Annotated in this window: 16 protein-coding genes; 6 read left to right on the top strand and 10 right to left on the bottom strand. The window is 63.6% G+C overall.

The features are described 5' to 3' along the window. Positions 1–22 precede the first annotated feature (22 nt). A complete protein-coding gene (locus BLR13_RS36445; protein ID WP_074830094.1) occupies positions 23–262 on the bottom strand; it encodes a BrnA antitoxin family protein in 240 nt (79 codons plus the stop codon). 2 nt (positions 263–264) lie between these two features. After that, positions 265–1254, bottom strand: a complete 990-nt coding sequence (cysK, locus tag BLR13_RS36440) for a cysteine synthase A (protein WP_074830097.1) — start codon at positions 1252–1254, stop codon at positions 265–267. Between the two features lie 227 nt (positions 1255–1481). Here cysK and BLR13_RS36435 point away from each other — a divergent pair, with 227 nt between their 5' ends. Further along, positions 1482–1697, top strand: coding sequence for a hypothetical protein (locus BLR13_RS36435; protein WP_074830099.1), 216 nt, complete (start codon positions 1482–1484; stop codon positions 1695–1697). Between the two features lie 9 nt (positions 1698–1706). Here the strand turns inward: BLR13_RS36435 and tgt are convergent, their stop codons facing one another. Next, positions 1707–2840: a tRNA guanosine(34) transglycosylase Tgt gene (gene tgt, locus BLR13_RS36430; protein WP_074830102.1), complete on the bottom strand. Its 1134-nt coding sequence runs from the start codon at positions 2838–2840 to the stop codon at positions 1707–1709. A gap of 258 nt (positions 2841–3098) precedes the next feature. Between tgt and BLR13_RS36425 the strand changes: the two genes are divergently transcribed. Continuing rightward, positions 3099–4136 carry an aspartate-semialdehyde dehydrogenase gene (locus tag BLR13_RS36425; protein WP_074830105.1) on the top strand — a complete coding sequence of 346 codons (1038 nt, stop codon included), beginning with the start codon at positions 3099–3101 and terminating at the stop codon, positions 4134–4136. Positions 4137–4242: 106 nt separating this feature from the next. Here the strand turns inward: BLR13_RS36425 and queA are convergent, their stop codons facing one another. From queA to coaD, 5 genes are all read right to left on the bottom strand, one after another. Next, positions 4243–5313, bottom strand: a complete 1071-nt coding sequence (queA, locus tag BLR13_RS36420; RefSeq protein WP_074830107.1) for a tRNA preQ1(34) S-adenosylmethionine ribosyltransferase-isomerase QueA — start codon at positions 5311–5313, stop codon at positions 4243–4245. A gap of 147 nt (positions 5314–5460) precedes the next feature. Next, the gene (locus tag BLR13_RS36415; protein ID WP_074830109.1) at positions 5461–5925 is read right to left on the bottom strand and encodes a peptidylprolyl isomerase; all 465 of its coding nucleotides are present in this window, start codon (positions 5923–5925) and stop codon (positions 5461–5463) included. Further along, entirely contained in the window at positions 5901–6341 is a 441-nt protein-coding gene (locus BLR13_RS36410; RefSeq protein ID WP_074830111.1) for a hypothetical protein, read from the bottom strand. Before BLR13_RS36410 ends, BLR13_RS36415 begins: the two co-directional genes overlap by 25 nt. A gap of 4 nt (positions 6342–6345) precedes the next feature. Beyond that, entirely contained in the window at positions 6346–6906 is a 561-nt protein-coding gene (locus BLR13_RS36405) for a peptidylprolyl isomerase (RefSeq protein ID WP_074830114.1), read from the bottom strand. 38 nt (positions 6907–6944) lie between these two features. Beyond that, positions 6945–7442 (bottom strand): pantetheine-phosphate adenylyltransferase, encoded by a 498-nt coding sequence (coaD, locus tag BLR13_RS36400; protein WP_074830116.1) that lies wholly within the window; start codon positions 7440–7442, stop codon positions 6945–6947. 273 nt (positions 7443–7715) lie between these two features. On the opposite strand from coaD, the gene BLR13_RS36395 reads away from it, so the two are divergent. Together BLR13_RS36395 and BLR13_RS36390 are read left to right on the top strand one after the other, a co-directional pair. Next, positions 7716–7976 (top strand): hypothetical protein, encoded by a 261-nt coding sequence (locus tag BLR13_RS36395; RefSeq protein WP_074830120.1) that lies wholly within the window; start codon positions 7716–7718, stop codon positions 7974–7976. Between the two features lie 224 nt (positions 7977–8200). Next, positions 8201–10108: a potassium transporter Kup gene (locus BLR13_RS36390; RefSeq protein ID WP_074830124.1), complete on the top strand. Its 1908-nt coding sequence runs from the start codon at positions 8201–8203 to the stop codon at positions 10106–10108. Positions 10109–10153: 45 nt separating this feature from the next. On the opposite strand, the gene gyrA is transcribed toward BLR13_RS36390, so the two are convergent. Further along, on the bottom strand, positions 10154–12898 hold the full coding sequence (gyrA, locus tag BLR13_RS36385; RefSeq protein WP_074830127.1) for a DNA gyrase subunit A: 2745 nt from the start codon (positions 12896–12898) through the stop codon (positions 10154–10156). A gap of 317 nt (positions 12899–13215) precedes the next feature. Then, complete coding sequence (locus BLR13_RS36380) at positions 13216–13716, bottom strand: single-stranded DNA-binding protein (RefSeq protein ID WP_074830129.1); 501 nt, start codon at positions 13714–13716, stop codon at positions 13216–13218. A gap of 512 nt (positions 13717–14228) precedes the next feature. Here BLR13_RS36380 and BLR13_RS36375 point away from each other — a divergent pair. Continuing rightward, positions 14229–14990, top strand: a complete 762-nt coding sequence (locus BLR13_RS36375) for an outer membrane protein (RefSeq protein WP_074830134.1) — start codon at positions 14229–14231, stop codon at positions 14988–14990. A 208-nt stretch (positions 14991–15198) separates the two neighbouring features. After that, a complete protein-coding gene (locus BLR13_RS36370) occupies positions 15199–15963 on the top strand; it encodes an outer membrane protein (RefSeq protein ID WP_074830136.1) in 765 nt (254 codons plus the stop codon). Positions 15964–16076: the final 113 nt, after the last annotated feature.

Below are 16076 nucleotides of genomic sequence, written 5' to 3'. Positions count from 1 at the left end.
ATTTTGGATTGAAAAGCTTCAGTTATTTTCCGGCAGCCTTGCGCAGCGCTTCGTTGATACGGTCCTGCCAGCCCGAACCGCCTTCCTGGAAAAATTCCAGCACATCCTGATCGATGCGCAGCGAGACCAGTTCCTTCACGCCGGGAAGCGCTGTCGGTTTCGCCGGCGCCTCAACCACCTTGGTCGTGGTGCGCTTGAACGCCGCCTCGGCTTCGCTGCGCGCGTCGTTCAGGGTTCTCGGTCGCCTCGGCTGGTCGGCCATCGCTAAATTCCTTCAAACAGTGCGGTGGAAAGGTAACGCTCCGAGAATGACGGCACGATGGCGACGATGGTCTTGCCGGCGTTCTCCGGACGCTTGCCGATCTCAAATGCTGCCGCGATCGCAGCACCCGAGGAAATGCCGCCCGGGATGCCCTCGTTGCGCGCCAGCGCGCGCGCGGTTTCGATTGCGGTAACGCTGTTGATCCTGACAATCTCGTCGATCACCGAGCGATCCAGAATGTCGGGAACGAAGCCGGCGCCGATGCCCTGGATCTTGTGCGGCGTGTGCTGGCCGCCCGACAGCACCGGGCTTTCCTCCGGCTCGACTGCGACCACGCGCAGGCTCGGCTTGCGCGGCTTGAGCACCTGGCCAACGCCGGTGATGGTGCCGCCGGTGCCGACGCCGGCGACGAAGAAGTCGATGTTACCGCCGGTGTCGTTCCAGATTTCCTCCGCGGTGGTGCGGCGATGCACTTCGGGATTGGCGAGGTTCTTGAACTGCTGCGGCATCACGGCGTTCGGCGTCGTCCGCACCAGTTCCTCGGCGGTCGCGATCGAGCCCTTCATGCCCTGCGCGGCCGGCGTCAGCACGATCTCGGCGCCGAGAAAGGCCAGCATCTTGCGCCGCTCGATCGACATCGATTCCGGCATCACCAGTTTCAGCCGGTAGCCGCGCGAGGCCGCAACAAAGGCCAGCGCAATGCCGGTATTGCCGGAGGTCGGTTCGATCAGCACGGTGTCGGCGTTGATCACGCCGGCCTTTTCCATCGCGATCACCATCGCCGCGCCGATGCGGTCTTTGACGCTCGCGGCCGGATTGAAATATTCAAGTTTGGCGAGAACGGTAGCGTTCACGCCATGGGCCTGCGGCAGCTTCCGCAAGCGCACAATCGGCGTGTCGCCGACGGCATCGACGATGGAGTCGAAAACCCGGCCCCGTCCGGGACGGTGCACTGCACCAGCGGCTGCGTTATTGGCTGACGATGCATCCATCACAGGACTCCCTTTGCGGTTTTGTCTACAATTGACGGCAGTTCCTTACTTAGGAGGTGCCTTGGCCTTGGCGCAAGCGCGAAACGGCGCCATCAAGAATTCGCTGCGTTGCAAAACAAACCGTGAGCTAAATATCGTAAAACCAACGCATTTGTGTTGCGGCATCGTCAAAGAAGTCGGAGTATACTTTGGTGGTAAGCTGAGGTTCAGATCGCTAGGAGGTCACGATGGCAGCAGTTGCTGAAGTCCTGTCGACCGTCGCGTCTAGGCCCGATCCGCGTGGGTGTGATTTACCGACCTGCCCCGTGTGTGCCGACTCCATGGTGGCCGCCGAAGCTTCCGCCTACCTCCAGGACAGCATCATCAGCTATCTCTGGACCTGCGACACCTGCGGTTACGGTTTTGTGACCAAGCATTCGGTCAAGCGGTTCGCCTGTAACTAGGCCCAACACTCACCTCGGTGGGATGTCCCCACGCGCCCAACCGGCGCGTGTTTGTTTTTTGAATTCCTCAAATGTGCCGGCGGCGATCGCATCGCGCATGCCCTGCATCAGATGCTGGTAGTACGCGATGTTGATGTCCGACAGCAGCATCGCGCCCAGCGTCTCGCCCGACCTGACCAGATGGTGCAGGTAGGCGCGCGAAATGTCGCGCGCGGACGGCCATGCGCTCTCCTCGTCGAGCGGCCGCGGATCGTCGGCATGGCGCGCGTTGCGAAGATTGATCTGGCCGAACCGCGTGAACGCCATGCCATGACGGCCGTTCCGTGTCGGCATCACGCAGTCGAACATGTCGATGCCGCGCGCCACGGCTTCCAGCAGATCTTCCGGCGTACCCACACCCATCAGATAGCGCGGGCGATCCGCCGGCAACACCGGCGCGGTCTCTTCGATCATGGCCAGCATTACCGCCTGGGGTTCGCCGACCGCGAGCCCGCCGATCGCGTAGCCGTGGAATCCGATCTCGACCAGGCCGCGGGCGCTGGCGTGGCGCAATTCGGGAACGTCGCCGCCCTGCACGATGCCGAACAGCATGTAGCCATCAGGCGCGCTTTCGAAGGCGCGCTTGCTGCGCGCCGCCCAGCGCAGCGACAACTGCATCGCGCGCTCGATGTCGGCGCGCTCGGCCGGCAGCCGCACGCATTCGTCCATCTGCATCGCGATGTCAGAACCCAGGAGCCGCTGCACCTCGATCGAGCGTTCCGGCGACAGTTCGACCTTGGCGCCGTCGATATGCGAACGAAACGTCACCGCCTGCTCGGTCACCTTGCGCAATTCCGACAGCGACATCACCTGGAAGCCGCCGGAATCGGTCAGCATGGGTCCGTTCCAGCCGGTGAATTTCTGCAAGCCCCCGAGGGCTGCGATCCGCTCGGCGCCGGGCCGCAGCATCAGGTGATAGGTATTGCCGAGCACGATATCGGCGCCGGCATCGCGCACCTCGCGCCAATGCAGGCCCTTCATCGCGCCCGCGGTGCCGACCGGCATGAAGGCCGGCGTCCGCACCACGCCGTGCGGCGTGGTCAGTTTTCCGGTACGGGCCGCACCGTCGGTGGCGAGTAATTCGAAATGGTTGGGAACGGTCATGTGGGAGCTTATGACGTGACATAGGCGCCTTGTTCAACCTCGTTGGGGCAGAAAATCAGTCCAAAACCCGTTGACGGCGGCGCAGACCTGCCGCATAAGTCCGCGCCATGACGTTTCAGACCAAAAGCACCCTGAAAACCAAAGCGCCCTCTGGGGCCTTCGGAGGCGTGCGCGCGTAGTCGAACGATCGCATCAACTGAACCGAAGCGCCCCGCCTGAAAAGGACCGGGGCTTTTTTATTGCTTTCAACACCCTCGCATGGAGACCCAAGTGACCCACGATCCCGTAATTGCCATTGCCGGCGTGACCGGCGCCGTCGGTGCCGAATTCATCGCCACCATGGACCGGCGCGGTTTTCGCGTCGGCAAGCTCAAGGCGCTGGCGAGCGCGCGCTCGGCCGGCAAGACCGTCGACTTCCGTGGGCAAAAGATCGTGATCGAGGAGCTCACCGAGCGCTCGTTCGACGGCGTCGACATCGCGCTGTTCTCGGCCGGCGGCGGCATTTCGCGCAAGTTCGCGCCGGTTGCCGTCAAGGCCGGCGCCGTCGTGGTCGACAACTCCTCGGCGTTCCGGATGGATCCCAACGTGCCGCTGGTCATCCCCGAGGTGAACGGAAACCCTATTCGCGATCACAAGGGCATCATTGCCAATCCCAACTGCGCGGCGATCACCGCGCTGGTGCCGCTGTGGCCGATCCATCAGAACAACCGGATCAAGCGCCTGATCATCTCGACCTACCAGGCGGCCAGCGGCGCCGGAGCGGCTGCCATGGAAGAGCTGGTGGAATCGACGCGGGCGAATCTCAACGGTCAGGTCTTCACGCCCAGGGTGATGCCACACCCCTACGCCTTCAACCTGTTCAGCCACAACACCGCCATCGATCCCGAGACCGGCTACAACGACGAAGAGAGCAAGGTCATCAAGGAAACCCGCAAGATTTTCGAGGACGACAAGATCGCGGTCGGCGTCACCTGCGTCCGCGTGCCGGTGCTGCGCGCGCATTGCGAGGCCATCACCTTCGAATGCGAGCGGCCGATCACCGAGGACGAGGTCCGCGCAATCCTGGCTCGCGCCCCCGGCGTCAAGATCGTCGACGATCGCGCCGGCAATTACTTCCCGATGCCGGTCGATGCTTCGGGCCAGGACGACGTCCTCGTCGGCCGCATCCGCAAGGATCTCAGCGATCCCTCAGGCCATTCGATCTCGATGTTCGTGTCGGCGGACCAGCTGCTGAAGGGCGCCGCCCTCAATGCCATCCAGATCGCGGAACTGCTGCCGCAACGCGCGATGGCGTGAGTGCAGGAATCGTAGGGTGGGCAAAGGCGCTCTTGCGCCGTGCCCACCATCGATCCGCATCAATACTGCAAAGGGTGGGCACGCTTCGCTTTGCCCACCCTACGGACTACGCCCGAAACAACAAACACGCATCGCCGTACGAATAGAATCGGTAGCCATCCGCGATCGCATGGGCATAGGCCGCCTTCATGGTCTCAAGCCCTGAGAAGGCCGACACCAGCATGAACAGCGTCGAACGCGGCAGATGGAAATTGGTGAGCAAGATATCCACCGCGCGAAAACGATAGCCCGGCGTGATGAAGATCGAGGTTTCGGCGCTGAACGGCTGGATGGTGCCGTCCTCGGCGGCGGCGCTCTCCAACAGCCGCAGCGACGTGGTGCCGACCGCGATGATGCGGCCGCCCTTGGCGCGCGCCGCGTTCAGCGCCGCGGCGGTGGCGGACGAAATCGAGCCCCATTCGGCGTGCATCTTGTGCTCGGTGGTCTCGTCGACCTTGACCGGGAGAAACGTCCCTGCCCCGACATGCAGGGTCAGCCGGTGCAGTTCGACGCCGCGGTCGCGCAACGCCGCCTCCAGCGCCGGCGTGAAATGCAGCCCCGCCGTAGGGGCAGCGACCGCGCCTTCGTTGGCCGCGAACATGGTCTGGTAGTCGGCGACGTCCTGGTCGTCAGGCGTGCGCTTGGAAGCGATGTAGGGCGGTAGCGGCGGGCTGCCGAGGTCGGCAATGGCCTGATCCAGTGTCGGTCCGTGGAACGAGAACGACAGCGTGATCTCGCCCTCCTCGCCCTTGGCCTCGACAGTGGCGTCGAGGTGACCGAGCAGGCAGACCTTGCCTTCATTGCCGAAGCGGACCACGTCGCCGGGCGCGAGTTTTTTCGCCGGCTTGACCAGCGCCTGCCAACGCGAGCCGTCCAGCCGCTTGATCAGCGTCGCCTCGATCTTCGGCTCGGTGTCGCGGCCGATACGCCGGCCTTTGAGCTGCGCCGAAATCACCTTGGTGTCGTTGACCACCAATTGGTCGCCCGGCTCCAGCCATTGCGGAAGCTCGGCGACCGTGCGGTCGCGCAACATGGCGTCTGGCTGCACCACCAGCATGCGCGCGGAATCGCGCGGGCTCGCGGGCCGCAGCGCGATGCTCGAGGCAGGAAGTTCGAAGTCGAAGAGATCGGTGCGCATGGGCCACGCCTGTCATTGCCCGCCTTGTGCGCAATTGCGCACTGGGGCGGGCGACTCCAGTACTCACAGACCTTTCTTATAGTGAAAGCCGGTGAGTACTGGATGCCCCGCTTTCGCGGGGCATGACACTGGAGGTCGGTTGTCAGCTCAGGCCGCGTCCACAGCCATGTGCGCCTTGATGATCTTGTCGGGATCCTTGACCGGCTCGCCGCGCTTGATCTTGTCGACGTTTTCCATCCCCGACGTGACCTTGCCCCACACCGTGTACTGGTTGTTGAGGAACGAGGCGTCGTCGAAGCAGATGAAGAACTGGCTGTCGCCGGAGTCCGGGCTTGCCGCGCGCGCCATCGAGGTGGTGCCGCGGACATGCGGTTCCTTGTTGAACTCGGCCTTCAGCTTCTTGCCGGAGCCGCCGGTACCGGTGCCCTGCGGACAGCCGGTCTGGGCCATGAAGCCTTCGATCACGCGGTGGAACACGATGCCGTCGTAGAATCCTTCACGCACCAGTTCCTTGATCCGGGCGACGTGGCCCGGGGCCAGATCGGGACGCATTTCAATGGTGACGGGCCCCTGGGTGGTTTCAAGGATCAAAGTGTTTTCTGTATCAGCCATGCTCGTTTCTCTTCAGGTTTGGGTGGACGTTTGCGGGTTCTGAAAGGGATCGCCAAAGGCCGGCCGGCAACGGCACCGCCCAGTCCCTCGGTAAATGGCAACGGCGTACAGCGTTGCAATGTTTCCATCACGGCGATCCGGTACTGTAGCCGGTCGTTGTCGCTGGCCTGCTCGGATTCATAGGTGATCCGGGGATGGCCGAGAATGACGCCCTCGCGGTTGAAACTGACGACGACCGTGATGTCGGTCGGGTTGGCGAGCGAGGCCGGCGGCGGCTTCCAGCAGGAATGCAATCTGGCGAAAATGTCCTTGAGCGTGTCGAGCGCCGGCGGCTCGGCCCGCACCTCGCCGGACCATAGGAGCCACAGCAGCACCGCGGCAAACCAGGCGAGTGGCTTGCTGCGGCGCACGGCCATGGCGTCACTTGATGTCGGATGCGACTTGCACCTTCACCATCTTGTCGGGGTCGGTGACCGACCCGCTCGGCGACCCCTCCGGCGCCTTCTTCAGCTTGTCGACCACGTCCATGCCGGAAACGACTTCGCCGACCACCGTGTACTGGTTGTTCAGGCTGGAGCCGGTATCGAACATGATGAAGAACTGCGAGTTGGCGGAGTCGGGGCTGCCTGCGCGCGCCATGCCGACGATGCCGCGTGTGAACGGCACTTTGGAAAATTCGGCTTTCAAGTTGGGATACTTGGAACCGCCGGTACCGTTGAAATTCTTACCGTCGCCGGTCTGTGCCATAAAGCCGCCGATCACCCGGTGGAACGGCACGTTGTTGTAATAGCCCTCCCGCGCGAGCAACTTGATGCGCTCGGCGTGTTCAGGGGCGACGTCGGTCCGCAGCTTGATCACGATGCGGCCCTTGGTGGTGTCGATCACGATCGCATTCGCCTTGTCGAGATTGGCGGGCAGCGGCTGAGCGATCGCGGGAGCCGCGCAGATAAGCGCGGCAACGAAAGCGAGAATACGGATCATGACAACTCCGGGATCAAGAGGTCGGGGTGCGCCGCGCGTCAGCGGGAAAACTTGGTCTTCAGACTGGCGACGACCGACGGCGGCACGAACGCGGAAACGTCCCCGCCCATGGCGGCGATTTGCCGTATCAGTGTGGCGGTGATCGGGCGGACCGCCGCCGAGGCGGGAACGAATACCGTCTGCACTTCGGGTGCCATGGTCTCGTTCATGCCGTTCAACTGCATCTCATAATCGAGGTCGGTGCCGTCGCGCAGGCCCCTAACCATGATGGTCGCGCCGGCCTTCTGGGCCGCCGTGACGGTGAGATTGTCGTAGGTGGTGGCCTCAAAGCCGCAGCCGGCCTTGGCGGCGACCGGCCCGAATACCGCCCGGACCATGTCCAGGCGTTCTTCGGTCGAATACAGCGGCTTTTTGCCGGGATGGACCCCAATAGCGACGATCAACCGGTCGCAGAGGCCGACGGCGTGTCTGACCACGTCGAGGTGGCCATTGGTGACGGGGTCGAAAGACCCGGGATAGAGCGCGATACGGGGCATAGGCCCCGTCTACCCCGCCCCGGGCGGCCGGGCAAGCCGGCCCGGTTCCCTGTCTGCCCGGGTTTTTATTTGGCCTCGGCCAATGAACCAGCCCCGGGGTCACGGCGTCTGCTTGGCAACCGGCCTTTGTTTCGTCGGTCAATGGACGACGAAACAAAACTCAGCCGGGACGAAACCATTTCTCGGAGTGGCGAAGACTCCCGGAAACTTGCGCTGGCTAGAAGTTCAACCAACGAAACGACGGGCCGCGAAGGCCCATGACAGGGGACCGTCATGATCAAGGCTCTTTCCGCCATCGCTATTGCTGCGTTCATTGCCACCGCGCTCACCGTGTTGCCCGGCTTCGCCCCCACGGTCGAAGCCAGCGTACCCCAGGCCCTCACCAAGGCCGACCGGCTGGACGTCCGCGCGGTCGGCAGGGACTGCTCGCAGCAGGCCTGGCCGAATTTCGAGGCTTCCTGCCTGCGCGTTGCCGGCACCAAGGCGGCGCCGATCGACGAAGCGCGTCTGGTTACCGCCGACCGCAACCCGTAGGGCTCCGCAAACCCAACAACGACACTCTATTTCTTCCAGATTGCTCTGGATTGAGGTCCTCAAGATGCCCCTTGAGGACCTCTTCGATTCGGCCGTGCGCAGAGCTGGGCGGTCTGTTTCGAACGCGTAATCCCCATGGTAATTTGCGACGTCTCGTCGCAGACTGGCGATTGACCGCGCCTTCCGGATGATCCGGCCAGCGCGGTGCCAATGAGGGCGCGCCAGTGACCAGTACGCCAGTTGCAACCTCCGGCCATTCCAGTGTCCTTCCCGCAGCAGCCACGATCGGCGCCCTCGGTGTCGTCTATGGCGACATCGGCACCAGCCCGCTTTATGCGCTGAAGGAAGCCGCCAAGGCTGCGAGCCATGGCGGGCCGCTGACGCATGCGGCCATCCTCGGCGTGGTGTCGCTGATCCTGTGGGCGCTGATCCTGATCATTTCGATCAAATACGCGCTGCTGATCTTGCGCGCCGACAATCGCGGCGAAGGCGGCATCGTCGCCTTGCTGGCGTTGCTGTCCGCGCGCAACGCGCAGCCGGGGACGTGGCGCGCGCACCTTTTGGTGGTCGGCCTGATCGGCGCCGCGCTTCTGTACGGCGACGGCGCTATTACGCCGGCGATTTCGGTACTGAGCGCCATCGAGGGCCTGAAAGTGGATGCGCCATCGCTGGCGCCCGCCGTGGTGCCGATCACGGTCGTGATTCTGATCGGCCTGTTCGTCATGCAGAAGCAAGGCACCAGGGTGATCGGCCAGATCTTCGGCCCGGTCATGGTCGGGTGGTTCGCCGTGCTGGCCGCGCTCGGCGTCCACGGCATCGTCAAGGCGCCGGTGGTGCTTGAAGCCCTCAGTCCGCTCTATGCCTTCAATTTCCTGATCCACCAGGATTTCCATATCTCCTTCGCGATTCTCGGCGCCGCGTTTCTGGCCGTGACCGGCGGCGAGGCGATGTACGCCGACATGGGCCATTTCGGGCGCTTCCCGATCCGGCTGGCCTGGTTCGCCATCGCGCTGCCCGCCCTGGTGCTGAACTATTTCGGCCAGGCGGGCCTGCTGATTTCAGACCCTACCGCGATCGACAATCCGTTCTTTCAGCTCGCACCCGACTGGGTGCATTACCCCCTGGTCGCCTTCGCCGCACTCGCCACCGTGATCGCGTCGCAGGCGATCATTTCGGGGGTGTTTTCGCTGACCCAGCAATCGATCCAGCTCGGCTTCCTGCCGCGGATGCAGATCCGGCACACCACCAGCGACGCGATCGGGCAAATCTATGTGCCGCTGGTGAACTGGCTATTGGCCGCCGCCACGCTCGGCGCCGTGCTCAGCTTCGGCACCTCGGATGCGCTGGCCGGCGCCTATGGCATCGCGGTGTCGCTGCTGATGGCGATCACGACGCTGTTGGCCGCCCTGGTTGCGATCCAGTGGGGCTATTCGCCGTTCATCGTGATCGCGGTCAACGGGTTCTTCTTCATCATCGACTGCATCTTCTTCGCCGCGAACTCCGTGAAGCTGTTCGAAGGCGGCTGGTTTCCGCTGCTGCTCGCGGCCGCCGTCGCCTTCGTGATGCTGACCTGGCGCAGCGGCGTCAAACTGGTCGAGGCGGCACGCGGCAAGCTGCGCCAGCCGGAAGAAGACCTGATCGAGACCGCCGTCAACAAGTGCCATGCGCGGTTGTCGGGCACCGCCGTGTTCCTGGCGTCCTCGCCCAAGGGCGTGCCGCTGGCGCTGACGGAATTCGTCAAGCACAACCACGTGCTGCACCAGCGCGTGGTGCTGGTCACCGTGCTGATCGAGGAATCCCCGCGCATCCCGGACGAGGATCGCGCCGAGGTGATCGAGGTGATCCCCGGCATCATGCGCGTCATCCTGCATTACGGTTTCATGCAGTATCCGACGATCTATGACGGACTGATCCTCGCCTGCCAGCAGGGCAAGCTGCCCGGCATCGACCTCACCGACATCACCTATTACATCGGCCGCGAGACCATCATCCCGCGCGAGGATATTCCGGGCATGTGGGTGTGGCGGGAATCGCTGTTCGCATTCCTGCAGCGCAACGCCGAACGCACGGCGGCGTTCTTCGGCGTGCCGACCAAGCAGGTGGTCGAGTTCGGGACGGAGATCGAGATCTAGCGGCGAATAGGGAGTGGCGAATAGCGAATAGGGAAGCTTTCGCCCCTACTCGCCATTCGCGTTTGAATTCCCGTTGTCGCCATTTTCGCCGTCGTCGCCGATATGCTCGACCGACACCACGTGCTCGTCCTCGGCGGTGTCGAACACGATGACGCCCTGGGTCGAGCGGCCGGCGACCCGGATGCCCTCGACCGGACAACGGATCAACTGGCCCTTATCCGTCACCAGCATGATCTGGTCGGAGTCCTCGACCGGGAACGAGGCCACCAGCTTGCCGTTACGGTTGTTGACCGACATCGCGACGATGCCTTTGCCGCCGCGGCCGGTGGTGCGGTACTCGTAGGACGAGGTGCGCTTGCCGAAGCCGTTGACGGACACCGTCAGCACCACCTGCTCCTCCGCCGACATCGCAGCATAGCGCTCGGTCGAAAGCTGCTGGATCGCACCAGAGGTTTCCTCGCCCTCGGTATCGACAGGCTCGTCGGCGGTGCCCTCGCCGGCCACCGCGCGGCGCATCTTCAAGTAGGCGGTCCGCTCGTCCGAGGTCGCCTCGACATGGCGCAGGATCGACAGCGAGATCAGCGTGTCGTTGGTGCCGAGCGCGATGCCGCGCACGCCCATCGAGGTGCGGCCGGTAAAGACGCGCACGTCGGTGACGGGGAAGCGGATGCACTGGCCGCCGGCGGCCGTCAGCAGCACGTCGTCGCGCTCGGTGCAGATCTGCACGTCGACGATCGCCTCACCCTCATCGAGCTTCATGGCGATGATGCCGGAGCGGCGGACATCGACGAAGTCGGACAGCTTGTTGCGGCGGACGTTGCCGCCGGTGGTGGCGAACATGACGTCGAGATTGGCCCAGGAGGATTCATCCTCCGGCAGCGGCATGATGGTGGTGATGCGCTCGCCCTGCTCCAGCGGCAGGATGTTGATCAGCGCCTTGCCGCGCGCGTTCGGCGGTGCCACCGGCAGCCGCCAGACTTTTTCCTTGTAAACCTGGCCACGCGAAGAGAAGAACAGCACCGGCGTGTGGGTCGAGGCCACGAACAGCCTCGAGACAAAGTCCTCGTCGCGGGTCTGCATGCCCGCCCGGCCCTTGCCGCCGCGGCGTTGCGCCCGGTAGGCCGACAGCGGCACGCGCTTGACGTAGCCGGCATGCGAGACCGTCACCACCATGTCCTCGCGCTGGATCAGGTCTTCGTCTTCGACCTCACCTTCCTGCTCCATGATCACGGTCTTGCGCGGCGTCGCGAAGGAATCCTTGACCTCGGCGAGCTCGGTCTTGACGATGGCCTGAATGCGCGCGCGCGAACGCAGGATGTCGAGATAATCGGCGATTTTCACGGCGAGCCTATCGAGTTCTTCGGAGATTTCCTCGCGGCCGAGCGCCGTCAGCCGCTGCAAGCGCAGATCGAGGATGGCCTTGGCCTGCTCGAACGACAGCCGCGTAGTGCCGTCCTCGTTGATGCGATGCCGGGGATCGTCGATCAGCGTGATCATCGCCTCGACATCCCGCGCCGGCCAGTCGCGCGACATCAGGGTGTCGCGCGCGGTGGTCGGATCCGGCGAGGTCCGGATCACCCGGATCATTTCGTCGATATTGGCGACCGCAATGGCGAGGCCGACCAGGATGTGGGCGCGGTCGCGTGCCTCGTTGAGCAGGTATTTGGTGCGGCGGGTAATCACCTGCTCGCGGAACGCGACGAACAGCGTCAGGAAGTCCTTCAGGTTCATCGTCTGCGGGCGACCGGAGTCCAGCGCCAGCATATTGGCCGGGAAATTCGATTGCAGCGGCGTAAAGCGATAAAGCTGGTTCAGCACGACTTCGGGCACCGCATCGCGCTTCAGTTCGACGACGACGCGGAAACCGTCGCGGTCGGATTCGTCGCGCAGGTCGGAAATGCCCTCGATCTTCTTTTCCTTCACCAGTTCGGCGATGCGCTCGACCATGGTGGCCTTGTTCACCTGGTACGGAATTTCGCTGACGATGATCGCTTCGCGATCCTTGCGGATGGTGTCGATCGTCACCTTGCCGCGCATCACGATCGAGCCGCGGCCGAGGTGATAGGCCGAACGGATGCCCTGGCGCCCGAGGATGATGCCGCCGGTCGGGAAATCCGGTCCTGGAATGATGTTGATGAGTTCGTCGATGGTCAGCGCCGGATTGTCGATCAGCGCGACGCAGGCGTCGATGACTTCGCCGAGGTTGTGCGGCGGGATGTTGGTCGCCATGCCGACCGCGATGCCGCCGGCGCCGTTGACCAAGAGGTTCGGGAACTTGGCCGGCAGAACCGCGGGCTCCTTCTCGGAGCTGTCGTAGTTCGGAACGAAATCGACGGTGTCCTTGCCGATATCGCCGAGCACTTCCATCGCCACTTTGGTCAGGCGCGCTTCGGTGTATCGATAGGCGGCCGGCGGATCGCCGTCGACCGAGCCGAAATTGCCCTGGCCGTCGATCAGCGGCACGCGCATGGAGAAGTCCTGCGCCATCCGGACCATCGCGTCGTAAATCGACTGGTCGCCGTGGGGATGATATTTACCGATCACGTCACCGACGACGCGGGCCGATTTGACGTATTTCTTGTCCGGCGTATGGCCCTGCTCGTACATCGAATAGAGGATGCGCCGATGCACGGGCTTCAACCCGTCGCGCGCGTCCGGCAGCGCCCGCGACACGATCACGCTCATGGCGTAATCGAGGTAGGACTTTTTCATCTCGTCGAGGATGGAAACGGGACGAATATCAGAAGGCGCCGGCGGCTCGCCGGGCTTGTTATCTTCAGGGTCAGACAAAGGGGGAATCCGGTCAGTTCTCAGCTTAGAATCATATAGCGCATCGGGGTCCGGATAACCACCCCACACCGCCCTGGCCGCGCTGTTTTTCTCTTCGTTTTTTCATAGACTTACCCGGTTCCGCGGCCGGCCGTGCGGAGCGCTCCCGGCGGACCAATTTGGGAGCCGGAAAGGCCTCGTCCGGCGGCACTTCCACGAGCCCTCAAATGGCCGAAAATCACCGCCGGCATGATCCGCCCGGGCGGCCGCAGCCAGCGCACGCGACGGTGCTCGCGAGAGAATTCCCGCGAGCCAGCCGTTATTCGAGCGCGCTCGTTCTAGAACGGGATATCGTCGTCCATGTCGCTGTTGCTGCGCCCGCCGGCGCCGGCCGCGACCGCACGCCGGGGCGCCGAGCTGACCGCGCGCTCGGTACCAAAGTCACCGCCGGAATCGTCGGAGCCGAAGCTGCCGCCACCGCCGCCGCTGCGGCCGTCGAGCATCGTCAGCGTCGAGTTGAACCCCTGCAGCACGACTTCCGTCGAGTACTTCTCGACGCCTGCCTGATCGGTCCACTTGCGGGTCTGCAGCGCGCCCTCGATGTACACCTTGGCGCCCTTCTTCAGATACTGCTCGACGATCTTGCAGAGCGGCTCAGAGAAGATCACCACCCGATGCCACTCGGTCTTTTCCTTGCGCTCGCCGGTGCCCTTGTCGCGCCAGGTCTCCGAGGTCGCGATGCTCAGATTGGCGATCGGCCGCCCGTCCTGTGTCCGCCGGATTTCCGGATCCTTGCCGAGATTTCCGACCAGAATCACCTTGTTCACGCTTCCTGCCATCGCCGCTCTCCACTCAAAATCACTGGCAAAATCGCCGGGCCTGCCGTCACGCGGCCCCCTGCAGCTTCAACCTGTCGCCTTGTCCGCCCAAAGGCCGAACCACGGGACCATCCGAGGCGACCCTATACGCTCGCCGGCGCTGCCGACTTAGCGATCCCTCAGCAATCCCCCGGTTATCCACATATAGCATGCCCGAAGCCAATGTTCCAGTTTTGTTCCACGCAACCTGTCATCGTCAGAGTTCGCCTTTTGCGGCAGCCCGGACGGCAGGTGACAGCGCGATGCGGGACAGACGCAAATCACCTTTTGCGAACCCGATTCTCCACGGAGCCGGCGGAATGTCGTAAACAAATCATTAACTTGCAGCGCCACACTTCTTCCACGAGTGTGGCATTTCGGCGACGGCTTTTTCGATCGATCCGGCGTATAGGTTGTTCCAACGATGCGGCGCCCGCGTCATCACAAAACGCTTCGGGACCAACGAGAAGCGGTCAAGAGCTGGAGATACGACCATGAAGAAGTTTCTGCTGGGCACGGTTGCCCTCGTTGCCTTCGCGGCGCCTGCCGCTGCTGCCGATCTCGCTGCGCGTCCCTACACCAAGGCACCCGCGATGATCGCCGCCGTCTACGACTGGAGCGGCTTCTACATCGGCGCCAACGGTGGTTGGGGTTCGAGCCGCAACTGCTACAACAACACCGCTGTTGCCGGCGTCGCCGTTCCTGCGGCTGCGGAAGGTTGCCACGACGCGACCGGCGGCACCGCGGGCGGTCAGCTCGGCTACCGCTGGCAGGCCGGCAACTGGGTGTTCGGTCTGGAAGCGCAGGGCAACTGGGCTGACTTCCGCGGCAGCAATGCCAGCCTCGCCACGCTCGGCCTGTCGACGGACCGCACCAAGATCGATGCCTTCGGCCTGTTCACCGGCCAGATCGGCTACGCCTGGAATAACGCCCTGCTCTATGTGAAGGGCGGCGCCGCGGTCACCGACAACCGTTACGAAGGCCTGTTGACTGGAACCAACGTCGTCATCGATCGCACCACCGAAACCCGTTGGGGCGGCGCGGTCGGCGCGGGTGTCGAATTCGGCTTTGCGCCGAACTGGTCGGCAGCCGTCGAATACGACCATCTGTTCATGGGCACGAAGGGCAACACCTTCACCAGCGTCTTCCCGGTCGCCGGCCTGAACACCCGCACCGACAGCATCAAGCAGGACGCCGACCTCGTCACCGTCCGCGTCAACTACCGCTGGGGTGGCCCGGTCATCGCCAAGTACTGATAGAAACGGCGTCAAACAGGACACCGAAAGGCCGGCCTCGCGCCGGCCTTTTTGTTTGCTTGATTTTGCTGGCTTGCTTTCGCATGGCGAAACCGAAGGGTGCGACATTGTGTCAAACTGTGGCATGGATGTAACAGCCACCGGTTGCTCGCTTGGGTAGTTTGGGAACAATCGCAGGTCTCCAGAACAGATTCCCAAGGGGTACGAGATGAAGAAATTTCTGCTTACCGTCGCAGGTCTCGGCGCGTTGAGCTTGACGTCTCCGGCGTCGGCGGCCGATCTCGCGGCCCGCCCGTACACCAAGGCACCGGCGCCGATGATCGCAGCGGTCTATGACTGGAGCGGCTTCTATATCGGTCTCAATGGCGGCGGCGGATCGAGCCACAACTGCTGGAACAAGACTGCCGACAATGGCGTCGCGCTTGCGAATACCCCCCGCGAGGGCTGCCACGACGCCACCGGTGGACTTGTCGGCGGTCAGTTCGGCTACCGTTGGCAGTCGGCCAACTGGGTGTTCGGCGTCGAAGCGCAGGGCGATTGGGCCGACCTGAAGGGATCGAGCGCGAGTGCGACCGCGATCATTCCGTTCAACAACCAGACCAAGATCGATGCCATCGGCCTCTTCACCGGCCAGGTCGGTTACGCCTGGAGCAACATCCTGCTCTACGTGAAGGGCGGCGCCGCCGTCACCGACACCAAGTACAGCAATGCCTTTACCGCGACCGGCGTCGTGTTCAATACGGCGACCGATACCCGATGGGGCGGCACCGTGGGCGCCGGCATCGAAGTCGGCTTTGCACCGAACTGGTCCGTCGCCGTCGAATACGACCACCTGTTCATGGGCACCCCCAATATTACGTTCCCGGCAACCGCCATTGCGGTCTCGCGCGCCGACAACATTCGCCAGGACGTCGACATGGCGACGGTCCGCGTGAACTACCGCTGGGGCGGCCCGGTGATCGCGAAATACTGAGCTTCGCTTCCTCCCTCGAGCAACTAAAGGCCGGCCTCGCGCCGGCCTTTTTGTTTGTTGGCGGAACTTTGGTTGAGCGGGAACTGCTGACCGCTGCTGCCAAACGGAAGAAG

This window comes from Bradyrhizobium ottawaense (assembly GCF_900099825.1).
GTDB classification, from domain to species: domain Bacteria; phylum Pseudomonadota; class Alphaproteobacteria; order Rhizobiales; family Xanthobacteraceae; genus Bradyrhizobium; species Bradyrhizobium ottawaense_A.
Note: the sequence above shows the minus strand (reverse complement) of the source record. Positions and strands in the feature narration are given on the sequence as shown.

Coding starts and splice junctions, on each gene's coding strand:
- BLR13_RS36445 (WP_074830094.1), bottom strand. CDS start 262: ATGGCCGACCAGCCGAGGCGACCGAGAACCCTGAACGACGCGCGCAGC.
- cysK (WP_074830097.1), bottom strand. CDS start 1,254: ATGGATGCATCGTCAGCCAATAACGCAGCCGCTGGTGCAGTGCACCGT.
- BLR13_RS36435 (WP_074830099.1), top strand. CDS start 1,482: ATGGCAGCAGTTGCTGAAGTCCTGTCGACCGTCGCGTCTAGGCCCGAT.
- tgt (WP_074830102.1), bottom strand. CDS start 2,840: ATGACCGTTCCCAACCATTTCGAATTACTCGCCACCGACGGTGCGGCC.
- BLR13_RS36425 (WP_074830105.1), top strand. CDS start 3,099: ATGGAGACCCAAGTGACCCACGATCCCGTAATTGCCATTGCCGGCGTG.
- queA (WP_074830107.1), bottom strand. CDS start 5,313: ATGCGCACCGATCTCTTCGACTTCGAACTTCCTGCCTCGAGCATCGCG.
- BLR13_RS36415 (WP_074830109.1), bottom strand. CDS start 5,925: ATGGCTGATACAGAAAACACTTTGATCCTTGAAACCACCCAGGGGCCC.
- BLR13_RS36410 (WP_074830111.1), bottom strand. CDS start 6,341: ATGGCCGTGCGCCGCAGCAAGCCACTCGCCTGGTTTGCCGCGGTGCTG.
- BLR13_RS36405 (WP_074830114.1), bottom strand. CDS start 6,906: ATGATCCGTATTCTCGCTTTCGTTGCCGCGCTTATCTGCGCGGCTCCC.
- coaD (WP_074830116.1), bottom strand. CDS start 7,442: ATGCCCCGTATCGCGCTCTATCCCGGGTCTTTCGACCCCGTCACCAAT.
- BLR13_RS36395 (WP_074830120.1), top strand. CDS start 7,716: ATGATCAAGGCTCTTTCCGCCATCGCTATTGCTGCGTTCATTGCCACC.
- BLR13_RS36380 (WP_074830129.1), bottom strand. CDS start 13,716: ATGGCAGGAAGCGTGAACAAGGTGATTCTGGTCGGAAATCTCGGCAAG.
- BLR13_RS36375 (WP_074830134.1), top strand. CDS start 14,229: ATGAAGAAGTTTCTGCTGGGCACGGTTGCCCTCGTTGCCTTCGCGGCG.
- BLR13_RS36370 (WP_074830136.1), top strand. CDS start 15,199: ATGAAGAAATTTCTGCTTACCGTCGCAGGTCTCGGCGCGTTGAGCTTG.